The following is a 13,653-nucleotide window of genomic DNA, read 5'->3' as shown; positions in this document are numbered from 1 at the left end:
AAGGACTGAAATAATGGCAGTTTTAACTCACAATCAGGCTTCTCAGAAAGTCGATGAATTAAGAAAAAAGCTCGATGAATGGGCAGAAGATTATTACGCAAAAGACGCACCAATAGTTGAAGACGCAGTTTATGACAAGGCTTATCAAGAACTAGTAGAATTAGAAAAGCAGTTTCCTGACTTAGTAACATCTGACTCAATTACGCAGCGAGTTGGTGGCGAAATTAAGAGTGATCTTTCTAAAGTGGAACATCCTATTCCAATGCTCTCAATGGGGGATGTTTTCTCAAAAGATGAGCTTAAAGAATTTGATGACAGAATTACAAAGCTAGTTGGACATCCTGTGGCTTACAACGTTGAATTAAAAATTGATGGCTTATCTTTATCGCTAGAATATACAGCTGGTAAATTAACACGCGCATCTACTAGAGGAAACGGTCGTGTTGGTGAAGATGTGACAGCTAATGCCAAGTTCATTAAGGATATCCCACAAACTTTGCCTGAGCCTTTAACAACTGAGGTTCGTGGTGAATGCTATATGGAAAAAGAAGCATTTGCCAAGCTAAATGCGGAACGCGATGAAAAAGGCGAGCAAGTATTTGCTAATCCTAGAAATGCAGCAGCTGGGTCTTTGAGACAATTAGATGCGCGGATTACTAAAAAGAGAAATTTAAGTACTTTTATTTATACTTGGGTTAATCCACCAAGAAACATTACTAGTCAGCACCAGGCAATTGATGAAATGAATCGCTTAGGCTTTCACACTAATCAAACTGGTCGTCGTCTAGAATCAATGGATGAAGTATTTAAGTTTATTGATGAATATACTGCTAAGCGTAACGATTTAAGCTATGGTATCGATGGAATCGTTTTAAAAGTTGACGATTTGAGCTTACAAAATGAATTAGGAAATACCGTCAAGGTACCGCGTTGGGAAATTGCCTATAAGTTTCCTCCTGAAGAACAAGAAACGATAGTTAAAGAGATCGAATGGACAGTTGGCCGAACTGGAGTAGTCACGCCGACTGCGGTGATGAATCCCGTTCAGCTTGCTGGTACTGTTGTTTCACGTGCTTCTTTGCATAATCCTGATTACCTAAGAGAAAAGGGAGTACGGATTGGCGATACAGTTAAATTGCACAAGGCTGGGGATATTATTCCAGAAATTTCTAGTGTCGTTTTAAATAAAAGACCTAAAGATAGTGAGCCTTATGAGATTCCTAATAAATGTCCATCTTGTGGGCAAGACTTGGTTCACTTGCAAGATGAAGTGGCTCTCCGCTGCATCAATCCAATGTGTCCAGCTCAAGTTGAAGAAGGAATTATTCACTTTGCTTCACGCGGCGCGATGAACATTATGGGACTTGGTCCAAGAATCGTAAAACAGCTAATTGATAAAAAATTTGTCAACGATGTAGCTGACTTGTATCATTTAACTAATGAGCAATTAAGTCAGTTAGATCATTTTAAAGATAAGTCAATTACTAATTTGTTAACTTCAATTGAGAATAGTAAGCAAAATTCAGCTGAATTATTACTATTTGGTCTTGGAATTGATCACGTTGGTGCTAAAGCTGCTAGATTAATTTTGGAAAAATATAAAAATTTGGAAAAGGTTAGTCAATTAACAGTGCCAGAATTAATAAGTATCGATACAATAGGAGAGACGATTGCGGAATCGTTAACAGCATATTTTAATCAGCCGAGTGCGCAAAAGTTGTTGCAAGAGTTGCGTGACAGTGGATTAAATATGGAATATTTAGGAACAGTTGAAGAAGAAGCACCAGATAATTTCTTTAAAGAAAAGACTGTTGTTTTAACTGGAAAGTTATCAGACTTTACTCGAAGTGAATTTACTAAGAAACTTCAAGATCTTGGAGCTAAAGTGACTGGATCAGTATCTAAGAAGACAGATTATCTGATCTATGGTGCAGATGCCGGCTCTAAGAAAGATAAGGCTGAGAAACTTCAAGTTCCAATGTTAACTGAACAAGAAGCAATTGCAAAAATTGAAAAATAAAGAAATAAGAAGGAAAAATAAATTGAAAAGATTTTTGCAAATAGCACTGCTAGTGGCAACTGGTTTGAGCTTAAGTGCATGTGGCAATTTAAAAAATTCCGATCTTGCCAATAATCCCACAACTTCGACAACCAAGAAGAAAAGCTATCAAACGACTAGTACAAGTAAGAATGGTTATAATGTCCTCTTAAAAGATGGTGAATATGTAACTAGTCCAATTGAAGGTACAACTGAAAATACTAGTGATAATAATGTTGACGGTCGTGCTTTAGAATCTGGATTAATAAATTTATCCCAAAATACTTTTTCAAGTAGTAAGTATGTTTTCCAAGAAGGGCAAAAGATTTCTGTTGCAGATGCGACTGATTGGCTAGGAAGAAAGTCTAAGAGCAATGCAGATGGTTTAAATGCGGAAAAGAGTACTAAGAAAGATTCTTATAATCCAGTCATTTTAGACCAAATTTTGGAACAAGATTTTTTGACTAAATCTAATTCTAGTTACAAAATGGGTGGTATGAGTGTAGGCTTAGCCCTTAACTCAGTTGATTACTATCAAAAAGTTAAAGATGGTCCACAATATCATAAGGATATTTCTCGCGCAGAGCAGGAGACTTTTGGTAAGGAAGCAGCTAACAAGTTGGTTTCTTACTTGCGTAAAAAGAAGGGATTAAAGGATATCCCGATTCTAGTTGGACTATTTAGTAAGACTAGTAAAGATTCCCTAGTTGGCGGAAATTACTTTGCATATGGAATTGCTAATGCAAATAGTAGTAAAATAAATGATTGGAAAACAGTCAATAATCGTAGTCAAGTACTACCGACTGTTGGAAGCGAAAAAGCAATTAATTCTACTGATGCAGCTTCATTTAGTGATTTTAAGGCTGCTATTCAAGGATACTTCCCTAATATTAGTGGGGTAACAGCAACTGTTCGCTATCAAAATAAAACTTTGACGCAAATGAACATTACTGTAACTACGCAATTCTTTGGCTATGCACAGATCGAGAGTTTCTCAAGACTTGTGCTTTCAGCTGCTAAGAAGTACTTACCTAAAGATGCACCAATAGAAATTAAGATTAATTCTGTTAATGATACGCAGGCATTAATTGCTAAGAATTCCGCAGACGATAGTTATTATGTCCACGTCTTTGGCGGTGAATAGGAGGCAAACGGTGAAAATTACAAAAGATGAAATCAATCACGTTGCAACACTATCTCGACTTGAGTTTGGTGAAGACGAAATTGATAAGTTTACTGAACAAATGGGTGACATTATCAATATGGCACATCAATTAGCCGAAGTTGATACTGAAGGAGTTCCTGAAACTGTTCAAGTTGTTGATCGAGAGACTGACTTTAGAGAAGACAAGCCTGAACATTGGGAAAGTCGCGCAGAATTAATGAAGAATGTTCCTGAAAAAGCTGATGGCTTCATTAAGGTGCCAGTAATTATTGATAAGGATGATAATGAATAATGAATTACTTAAATGAAAACATTGACTCATTAAATAAAAAATTACAAGATGGCGAAATAACAGCTGAAGACTTAGCTAAGGAAACAGTTAAAAATATTAAAGAAACAGACAAAAAAATTAATGCCTGGATTACTGTTGACGATGACGCAAAGCCAGCAGAAGATTTAGATTTTGCTAAAAATAAATTGGCTGGTATCCCAATTGCAATTAAGGATAACATCATTACTAATGGTATGAAGACTACTGCAGCTAGCCATATTCTTTACAATTACATGCCAGTTTATGATGCCACTGTAATTAGCAAGTTAAAGAAAGCTCAAGCAACCTTTGTTGGTAAGACTAACATGGATGAGTTCGCAATGGGTTCATCTACTGAACATTCTTACTATGGTGCAACCCATAACCCATGGAACTTAGAAAAAGTTCCTGGAGGTTCATCTGGTGGTTCTGCAGCTGCAGTTGCTAGTGGTGAAGTTGTAGCAGCTCTTGGTTCTGATACTGGTGGTTCTATTCGTCAACCAGCTGCTTTCAATGGTATTTTTGGGATTAAGCCAACTTATGGGCGTGTATCACGTTGGGGATTGATTGCCTTTGGTTCTTCATTAGATCAAATCGGTGTTATGAGTAAACGTGTTAAGGATTCAGCAGAAGTATTAAACGTAATTGCTGGTCCTGATGAACATGATGCAACTGTTTCAGAAAAAGAAGTACCTGACTTTACTAGTTTCTTAGGTCAAGATGTTAAAGGCTTACGCATAGCTGTTCCTAAGGAATACATGGATGCTGTTGATGGTGAAATGTGCGATGTTGTCCAAAAGCAAACTGATGTCTTGAAGGATGCTGGTGCAGTTATTAATGAAGTTTCATTGCCACATACTAAATATGTTGTTCCTACTTACTATATTGTTGCCTCTAGTGAAGCTTCTTCAAACCTTCAAAGATACGATGGTATTCGTTATGGCTACCGTGCAAAGGATACTAAGAACTTATTAGATGTTTACGTAAAATCTAGAAGTGAAGGCTTTGGCGACGAAGTTAAGCGTCGTATTATGCTTGGTTCATTTGCTTTATCAGCAGGTGCATATGACGAATTCTTCAAGAAAGCTGCTCAAGTTAGAACTTTAATTTGTCGCGACTTTGAAAAGATCTTTGCAGAAAATGATGTTATCGTTGGACCAACAACTACTGAGCCAGCATTTGGCATTGGCGAAGAACTTTCAGACCCAATTAAGATGTACAACAACGATATCTTAACAATTTCCGCTAACTTAGCTGGTATCCCAGCCGCTAGTGTACCTGCAGGTTTAGTTGATGGTATGCCTGCTGGTCTTCAAATTATGGCTAAACGTTTTGATGAAGGTACTGTATTTAAGGTTGCTGATTTCATTGAACGTAATAACAAATTCTACGAAAAAACACCTACAGGAATGGAGGATTAATTAATGAATTTTAAATCGACTATTGGTCTAGAAGTCCACTTCGAATTAAAAACAAAGAGTAAGATTTTTTCTCCATCACCAGTTACTTATGGTGCTGAAGCAAACACTGAAACTAATGTTATCGACTGGGCTATGCCTGGTGTCTTACCTCGTTTAAATAAAGATGTTTACCGTCTTGGTATTATGGTTGCTTTAGCAACTCATTCACATATCTTGCCTGTAACTCACTTTGACCGTAAGAATTACTTCTACCCAGATAACCCTAAGGCTTACCAGATTACGCAATTCTTCCAACCACTTGCTCGCGATGGTTACATCGAAGTTGAAGTTCGCGGTAAGAAGAAGCGTATTGGTATTCACGAAATGCACATCGAAGAAGATGCTGGTAAGAACACTCACGGAGCTAATGGTTATTCATACGTTGACTTAAACCGTCAGGGTGTTCCACTTCTTGAAGTTGTTTCTGAACCTGATATGGAAGATCCAGAAGAAGCTTACGCATACTTGACTAAATTACGTCAAATCGTTCAATTTACTGGTGCTTCTGACGTTAAGATGGAAGAAGGTTCAATGCGTGTTGATACCAACATTTCTATCCGTCCTGCTGGTCAAGAAAAGCTGGGTACTAAGGTCGAAATGAAGAACTTGAACTCATTTGACCACGTTCGTCGTTCTCTTGCATATGAAGAAAAACGTCAACAACAAGTACTTCTTTCTGGTGGCAGAGTTCAACTTTCTACTCGTCGTTTTGATGAAGCTACTGGTAAGACCGTCTTAGAGCGTGTTAAGGAAGGTGACGCAGATTATCGTTACTTCCCAGAACCAGATATTGCACCTTACCACATTAAGCAAAGCTGGATCGATGAAATTGCAGAAAGCTTACCTGAATCACCATTTGAACGTCGCAAACGCTACGTTGAAGAATATGGTATTAAGGAATACGATGCTGACGTTATTTTACAAACTAAGGAATCAAGTGATTTCTACGATGCTGCAGTAGCTGCCGGTGCTGATCCAACTTTAGCTGCTAACTGGTTGAACACTCAAGTTAATGGTTACTTGAATGAAAACCAAGTTGGTATTGCAGATATTAAATTGACGCCAGAACACTTAGCTGAAATGATCAAGATGATCAAAGATGGAACTATTTCATCTAAGATTGCTAAGAAGGTCTTCAAAGAATCTATTGAAAATGGTACTGATCCTAAGAAGTATGTTGAAGACAAGGGCATGGTCCAATTATCAGATGTTTCTGTTCTTGGGCCAATGGTAACTAAGGTTGTTGATGACAATCCACAATCTGTTGAAGACTTCAAGAATGGTAAGGATCGTGCAATTGGATTCTTAGTTGGTCAAATCATGAAGCAAACTCGTGGTAAGGCTAACCCTAAGGTCGTTAACCAGTTGCTTAATAAGGAACTTCAAAGTCGTTAATCATTTTAGGGAGGCGAAAGGCGATGACGAAAAAAGCAAGATTAATTTATAATCCTGTTTCAGGTCACGAGCAGATGCTTCAAAATGTCGCAGATATTTTAAACGTATTAGAACAGGCTGGTTTTGAAGCGAGTGCCTTTAGAACTACGCCAGAACCTTTGTCTGCTCAAAATGAAGCAAAAAGATGTGCCCTAGCTGGTTTCGATTTACTGGTTGGTGCTGGTGGAGACGGAACTATTAATGAAGTAGTTAATGGGGTTGCTCCATTAGAAAAAAGACCAAAACTTGCAGTTATTCCAGCCGGTACAACGAATGATTTTGCTCGAGCTTTAAAAATTCCAAGAGATAATTTAGTTGATGCAGCTAAAGTAATTCTGACGGGTAAAACGCAAAAGATGGATATCGGTCGTGCTGGTAAACAATATTTTATGAATATTGCGGCCAGTGGTTCATTAACCGAATTAACTTATGGCGTTCCTTCAGAAGTGAAATCGGTTCTTGGCTATAGTGCATATTTGCTTAAGGGTGCAGAAATGTTACCAAAAATAAGCAGTAACAAGATGCGATTAACCTATGATGATGGTGTCTATGAAGGAAACTTATCAATGTTTCTTTTAGGGATGACTAATTCAATCGGTGGTTTTGAGCGTATTATGCCTGATGCACAATTATCTGATGGTTTGTTCCAGTTAATCGTGGTTAAAACCGCAAATCCGGTAGATGTTTTACGTTTAATGGCGATGGCCTTAAATGGAAATCATGTTAATGATCCTCAAATTATCTATACTAAGACTAAGTACTTAAAAGTTGAATTACTAGATAACAGTAAAGATAAAGAACCAATTCCCGTTAATTTAGATGGCGAAATTGGTGGACATCTACCAATTGATTTTGAAAATCTGAAGCAGCATATTGAATTTTATGTTGGTTAATAAAAAATAGAGACTAATAATTTGTTAGTCTCTATTTTTTATGGGGAGAAAAATGAAAAAGATTATTCGTAATTTGAGTACAGACGTCAATGGAATTAGTGAATGGATATTATTCTTTTATGTAGTTTTTCCTCTAGTAGGGTTCATTGCTAGTTTGGTATATTTAGTAAGGAAAGAGAAAGTCAAGGCTCAAGCAGCAGCTTGCTGGGCACTGCTGGGACTTGTGTTAAATGTAATTTTCTATATGATATTTGGAAGATAGGAGTATGTATGGCGATTAAATTAATTGCAGTAGATTTAGACGGCACTTTGCTTACTAGTGGTAATGCAATTTCACCTGAGACCTTAAGAACCTTGCAAGTAGCGCATGGTATGGGAATTAAAGTTGTTCTTGCTTCAGGACGTCCTCTTTCTGGAGTAATGCCATTTGAGACGCAGTTAGGACTTGAAGGGCCAGAAGAGTATGCAGTTGTTTTTAACGGAGCTGTTGTTCAAGACTTGTCTGGAAAAGTTTTAATGAGTCAAGAGATGGATTATCATGATTTTGAGGTAATGCTTCGCTTGCAACGACTTGCTCATGTGAACTTGCACTTTGAAACGACTGAACGTTTTTGGACTTTAGATCGTGATCTTTCAGTACAAATGCAAATTAATGCGGCCTTAACTGATAATGAAATTAGAGTTCGTGAACGGAAAGAAATTCCGCAAGACTTTACCTTCAATAAAGTTGGCTTTACTTGTCCAAAAGATAGCGACCAAATTGAAAAGCTCTGGAATTCTATTCCTTACTGGGCCTTTGAATCTTATGATATTGTTCGTAGTTTAGATAACTGTATTGAATTAAATGGAATTGGAGCTTCGAAGGGGAATGCTCTAATGAACTTAGCTGAGCGCTTGAAGATTAGTCCAGAAGATGTCATGGTCTTCGGTGATCAAGGTAATGATGTTTCGATGTTTGAAAATCCGAGCTTTAAGAAAATTGCGATGGGCAATGCAATTGAAGATATTAAGGAAAAAGCAGATTTTGTTACAGATGATAATGACCATAATGGCATCGCAAAAGCACTTAAAAAATTCGTAATTTAATTCAAAAGCCTCTGGCACAGCAGCCAGGGGTATTTTTTTACAAAAAAATTATTTTAATATATTAAAAAACAAAACAGTTGTAATGTTAACTCTAAAAAATGATAGACTATAGTTGTATAACAAATAAGTTAAGTTCCAACATACAATAACGAGGCATTTTATTTTGATAAAAAACAAAAATCTCTTGAATGTCATTAAAAGAGTTAGTTTCAGTTTAGGAATTGTAATTATCTATGTCATGGGGACATATATTCCATTGCCGTTTGCAGAGATTACGAAGCAATATGCACAAACTATGAATCACACTCCGATTACCTTGCTAGGAGTATTTAGCGGAGCCAATTATGCTCGCATATCAATTTTTTCTGTGGGACTTAATCCACTTATGTTTTCAATGTTGATCTTGCAGTTGTTAATGATGACCAAGCTTTTCGGTTTTGATGCACTATCTCAGCCGCAAATTGAATTTTTTATGCAGGTGATTACACTTGCTTTAACAATTTTACAAGCAGTTCTTTTAGTCTTTGGTATGACGCCACAAAGGGATTTCTGGCGGGACTTTGAGATGATTGTAATTTTAATTGCTGGATCTTGTCTAGTTGTTTGGCTATGCTATCGGAATATTAAATATGGAGTTGGTGCAAGTGCTCCAATTATTTTGACTAGTATTATGACCGGCGCCATTCCAAATATTTTTAATAATATTAAGATGTTGCTAAAGTTTAAAAACTCTTGGATCTGGATTACTTTATTACTTATGTTTATTTTGCTATTTATTCTATTTTGGATGGCATTTAATAAAACTTACTATCCATTAAGAGTTATTAATCCGAGTTTACCGTCGAAAAGCAAAGCTATGCTTGTTCCAATTGGTTTAAACATGGCAGCAATGATGATGTACATGGTTGGAATGGCCATTTTAACTTTGCCGGTGATGATTGCACCATATTTTAGTTCTAATAAATTACTCAATAGTTGGCAATTTTCAGCTACTTTTTCAACTGTAATGGCAATTTTACTATTTTACTTTTTCATGTTTGTTGCTTTCAATCCTAAAGATCAGGCAAAGGCGATGAGAAATAATCATAATTATATCTTAGGAATCGCACCAGGTAGGCCAACTCAAACATATCTTCGAAAATTAATTTGGATTCTGGGCTTTCCTGGAGCTATATTGAATGCTGCACAATTGGTATTAGGATTATATGGCTCGCGCTTTATGGGGAGATATGCAGGCTTTGCAGTTATTCCAATGAATGTTGTAATGATAGTTATGTTTATGAGCGGAATTCGTGATCAAGTGGCAACTCTCTTGTTCCCATATAAGTATGACCGCTTAGAAAGAGAAAAATAAAATGGAATACTTTATCCCAGCTTGGCATGAAGACAATAGTGATTGGGCTGTTGCAATTCCATCGATTACTATTTTAGATGCTACAAGTCATATGCGTATTTTACAAAATAATGGTCATCAGGTAGGAATTATTATTTCTACTTATGAGCCCGGACTAATGACACGTCTAAATCAATTGAATTATTATCCAGATCAGCTATTTTCAATTTATGATTATTTGCAAGGTATCCACAATTTAGAAAGTAGAGTCGTTGAAATAAATGATTTTGCTTGGCCGAAAAATGCAATTTTTGATTATACTCCATTTAGAACGATAATAGCAGATAAAGATAAATTCATTGCCAAAGTCTTTTATGATTTTGCTGGAAAAGTTATTCGTGTTGAGCATCATGGAGATACGCCGTCTGAAAACTATACATTGATCATGGATAGTCGGGGATTTATTTCTTCTAAAAATACAGACCATGAAGCTATTTTTTATGACCCGTACGGCAATTGGCGTTTTAAGCAGGATAGGGATACTGGTGTGGTAACAATTAATCCTAATTTTAATTTTTATCAAAAAACGACCTATTCTAATATTAAAGATTTAATTAATGAGGTTTTACAGCAATACTTGGAAACGAACTTAAAAAAGTCTGATCATTTGATTGTGACCCTCGATAACGATAGTTTAGTAGATTTAAACCAACTTAATCATTCAAATGCAATTTTTATGATTAATCCAAGGCAGCCTTATCAAGAAGAGCTGTCAAATTTGAATCAAGGAAATTTACTAGTTAGCAAAACGGACTTGGCTGATAAATTAGAGCAGCAATATCCTGAAAAATTTAGCGTTAATGTAATTCCAGCTTATAATTCTGAATTTCGATTAGGGCATAGTTCTAGAGAACGGGTACAAAGAATTGCCTTCTTTGCAGAAAATGCAAATCAAGCAGACATTGAAAAAATTATCAAGCATTTGTGCAAATATGTAAGTCATGATTTTAAGAATAAAAGTATCCAAGTTTTCACTTACAGTCTTGATAAAGATAACTGGGTAAATCAGGTAATAGCTAAAATTAAGAAAGACAGTAAAGGAAAGTGGATTATTAGTAGTGGCGATGAAAAGGAAAAAGTCGAAAATATTGAAATTGCTGGTTTAGGTAAAGCTAAAGGGTTGCCACAAATTAAAATAAAAGAATTGCGTTTGACTAATATTTCTCAGTTGCTTAAGGCATTGGATAAAACTCGTGTATTGATTAGCTGGGGCAGCGTGGATGAGTTAATGCAAATGGTAGCTGTAAGCATTGGAATACCGCAAATTCAAAATTTCGCTTCAAAAACAGTAATCCATCAAAAAAATGGATATGTTTGCCAAACGGCTGAGGAAATTGATACGCCACTTAATGATTATTTAAATAATTTAACTGCTTGGAACAATGCAATTGTATATAACGTTAAAATGCTAAATCGTTATTCAGAAGAAAATATTATGAAGCGTTGGGAAAAATTACTAGGTGATGCAAAATGAGAGTCTTACAATTAGGATCAATAGACTGGTCTAAAAAGTATGAATTAACTAAAAACTTAGAGTGGCATTTCAATGATTTTCCACCTATTGAAAAGGTTGATGAAAAGGATCCTAAGAAGAAAAAGATTGAAATAAAAAATTATGATGTAATTTTGATTACAGGCCCAACGAATCTGACTAAAAAAAATTGGGCTGATTTAAAAGGTTTAGTCCCACCATATCAGGTTCTTTATTTACCTAAAGTTCTAGAAATTGCTGATACCGAGGAAAGCTACTTTTTGAAAAGTATTGCTGCTCAAGAAATTACTGAAGATCCTCAATATCTAATTAATAAATTAGAAGAGCGCTACTTTGTGGGTCAAACAGGAATGCGTGTTGCAGCTGTTAATTTTAAGCTTAATGATCGGCAAGTACACAGCTTTGAATATTTAGGTCATGGTGAATTGAAGCTGAATTTAGATACCAATAACGAATGGATTAATCTTGGAGTATACAAAACCGGTATTTATATTGACCCGGGTAAGCGGATTAACTTTTGGCTAACGATGAAAAATAATAACTTCCAAGTTCGGATGAGAATTTTTATTCAAAATCCTGGTTCAGATGGTGATGTGAAAGATCAAGTTGTTATTGACTTAACTAAGTTTCAAAAAGATGAGTATTTTTCTCAACTTGAGGTGCTTGAATATTATCGAAATGCAACTATTAGCCTTGAAGTAAAGGGAAGCGGTGAGTTGACGATTGGTACACTTCACGCACGTTGGGGACGAGATGGAGCTGGTGATTTTATCAGTGGTGGAAAACGAATCGTTGATCCAGCAACTCGTGAAGATATTGCATATTACTTTAATCCCGGTGATTTAAAACCGCCACTAAATGTTTACTTTTCAGGTGCACGTGAACGAGAAGGTTTTGAAGGATATTTCTTAATGAAAAGATTAAATGCTCCAATGCTCTTGTTTACGGATATGCGGTTAGCTGTTGGTGGTTTCTATGATGATGCAGAAGGTTACTTTGGTAAAAAGATTATTGAAGTAATTAAGCAAACTCTAAAAAAATTAGGATTTGATCCATCTCAGTTAGTAATGACTGGAATTTCCATGGGAACTTATCCAGCAATAAAATATGGTGCCAAACTTAAGCCATACGCAATCAATGTAGCTAAGCCCTTATTGAATTTAGGCTATATAGCACGTCGAGCTGCTTTAGATAGACCAGGTGGTTTTGATACCATTTTCGACGTTGATGGGGCAATTAACCGGTCTTTATCTTTTGAAAAGTTAAAAGAATTAGATCAAAAGACAATGAACGAACTTGGTCAAAGTGATTTATCTCAGACTAGACTTTTTGTAGCTTATATGAAAAATGATGATTATGATGACCATGCAGTGGCTGAACTAAAAAAGTCACCCGCTGTAAGAAATGCTATTCAGTTTTCAATTAAAGGATTTGATGGGCGACATAATGATGATCCAGCTGTTAACTATTGGTTTATTTATCGTTTGTATGAAATTATGGGTAATTTTGGACGAAAGTATGAATAATGAAAATTATTAATCAAATATATTGGGATCGAGTTAATGAGACCTATATGTATGGAACAAAATTAAGTAAAAGAATCGATGAAACAGTTACTTTCCAAAATAATTTAATGGCGTCGGGTGAGAAGATTATGCGCTGGTCGTCTAGGCTTAATTATCAGGCCTATAAAGAAGTTCCACGTCTACCAATTTTATTAAGTGGCAAAAAATATCGTATAAAAATAAATATGAAAGTAAATCCTGAAGATACTGCAATTTTTTGCTTACGTTTCTTTGATATACAAGCTGATGAAATTAGTAAAGTCGTGTTTTCATCCATGGAAAAAGAATTTATTTATCCTAGTCAAGCTGTGTCATATACTTTTGAAATCATTAATGGGGGATGCAGTGAAATTAACTTTGCTAAAGTTCAACTTGGAAGAGCTGATTTACCTGAAAAAGCCTTTGATGAATTTTTCGTAATGCCATTAAATCAACTGAAAGAAGTAAAGAAAGTAGCCTTAATTTTAGTGGCAGATAATAAAAGAGCCAGAGAACTTCCAGAAGAGTTAAAGACGACTATTACAGATACGCAAATTTTTATGGGTTATATTAGTTGGCAAGAATTATTTAACCCGGTTTCTAGATTAGAGTCGTGGCTGAAAAAACATGAAGAAGAGACAGTACTTATCTTTAGCAGTGACAAGAAAATAGATCAAATTTTGGAAGATTCATTGGCAAAAAAATGTGATTTTGAATTTATAACTTCGAATTATACTTTAGAAAATCAAGGGCAACAGCCTTGGTTTCTTCCAGAGATGGTTAAGCTTGATCAACAACAGGTTCTCAATAATGTAGAACGATATTTGAGGAAGTGATA

Annotated in this window: 12 protein-coding genes; all 12 read left to right on the top strand. The window is 35.8% G+C overall.

The window, feature by feature from the left end; genetic code table 11:
* Positions 1-13 precede the first annotated feature (13 nt).
* The 12 genes from ligA to asp3 all read left to right on the top strand — a co-directional run bounded on the left by ligA (position 14) and on the right by asp3 (position 13,651).
* Positions 14-2,020, top strand: a complete 2,007-nt coding sequence (gene ligA / locus LpgJCM5343_RS07500) for an NAD-dependent DNA ligase LigA (RefSeq protein WP_049148865.1) — start codon at positions 14-16, stop codon at positions 2,018-2,020.
* Positions 2,021-2,042: 22 nt separating this feature from the next.
* Positions 2,043-3,182 (top strand): CamS family sex pheromone protein, encoded by a 1,140-nt coding sequence (locus LpgJCM5343_RS07495; RefSeq protein ID WP_020807406.1) that lies wholly within the window; start codon positions 2,043-2,045, stop codon positions 3,180-3,182.
* 10 nt (positions 3,183-3,192) lie between these two features.
* Positions 3,193-3,495 carry an Asp-tRNA(Asn)/Glu-tRNA(Gln) amidotransferase subunit GatC gene (gatC, locus tag LpgJCM5343_RS07490; RefSeq protein ID WP_003646851.1) on the top strand — a complete coding sequence of 101 codons (303 nt, stop codon included), beginning with the start codon at positions 3,193-3,195 and terminating at the stop codon, positions 3,493-3,495.
* The gene (gene gatA / locus LpgJCM5343_RS07485; RefSeq protein ID WP_049148866.1) at positions 3,495-4,934 is read left to right on the top strand and encodes an Asp-tRNA(Asn)/Glu-tRNA(Gln) amidotransferase subunit GatA; all 1,440 of its coding nucleotides are present in this window, start codon (positions 3,495-3,497) and stop codon (positions 4,932-4,934) included. The genes gatC and gatA overlap by 1 nt, the downstream gene beginning before the upstream one ends.
* 3 nt (positions 4,935-4,937) lie before the next feature.
* Positions 4,938-6,368: an Asp-tRNA(Asn)/Glu-tRNA(Gln) amidotransferase subunit GatB gene (gene gatB, locus LpgJCM5343_RS07480; RefSeq protein WP_003648276.1), complete on the top strand. Its 1,431-nt coding sequence runs from the start codon at positions 4,938-4,940 to the stop codon at positions 6,366-6,368.
* 23 nt (positions 6,369-6,391) lie between these two features.
* Positions 6,392-7,300, top strand: coding sequence for a diacylglycerol kinase (locus LpgJCM5343_RS07475; protein ID WP_003648277.1), 909 nt, complete (start codon positions 6,392-6,394; stop codon positions 7,298-7,300).
* Between the two features lie 52 nt (positions 7,301-7,352).
* A complete protein-coding gene (locus LpgJCM5343_RS07470; protein ID WP_048687374.1) occupies positions 7,353-7,562 on the top strand; it encodes a hypothetical protein in 210 nt (69 codons plus the stop codon).
* Positions 7,563-7,570: 8 nt separating this feature from the next.
* Positions 7,571-8,386, top strand: coding sequence for a Cof-type HAD-IIB family hydrolase (locus LpgJCM5343_RS07465; protein ID WP_101891089.1), 816 nt, complete (start codon positions 7,571-7,573; stop codon positions 8,384-8,386).
* Between the two features lie 163 nt (positions 8,387-8,549).
* Entirely contained in the window at positions 8,550-9,740 is a 1,191-nt protein-coding gene (gene secY2 / locus LpgJCM5343_RS07460) for an accessory Sec system protein translocase subunit SecY2 (RefSeq protein ID WP_049148871.1), read from the top strand.
* Position 9,741: 1 nt separating this feature from the next.
* Positions 9,742-11,253: an accessory Sec system protein Asp1 gene (gene asp1 / locus LpgJCM5343_RS07455; protein ID WP_101891088.1), complete on the top strand. Its 1,512-nt coding sequence runs from the start codon at positions 9,742-9,744 to the stop codon at positions 11,251-11,253.
* On the top strand, positions 11,250-12,797 hold the full coding sequence (gene asp2 / locus LpgJCM5343_RS07450) for an accessory Sec system protein Asp2 (RefSeq protein WP_049148873.1): 1,548 nt from the start codon (positions 11,250-11,252) through the stop codon (positions 12,795-12,797). The genes asp1 and asp2 overlap by 4 nt, the downstream gene beginning before the upstream one ends.
* Positions 12,797-13,651 (top strand): accessory Sec system protein Asp3, encoded by an 855-nt coding sequence (gene asp3 / locus LpgJCM5343_RS07445; protein ID WP_049148876.1) that lies wholly within the window; start codon positions 12,797-12,799, stop codon positions 13,649-13,651. Before asp2 ends, asp3 begins: the two co-directional genes overlap by 1 nt.
* The last annotated feature ends 2 nt before the right edge of the window (positions 13,652-13,653 follow it).

The organism is Lactobacillus paragasseri, from assembly GCF_003584685.1.
In the GTDB taxonomy this organism is placed as follows: domain Bacteria; phylum Bacillota; class Bacilli; order Lactobacillales; family Lactobacillaceae; genus Lactobacillus; species Lactobacillus paragasseri.
The sequence above is the reverse complement of the archived record's forward strand: the minus strand, read 5'-3'. Positions and strand labels throughout refer to the sequence as shown.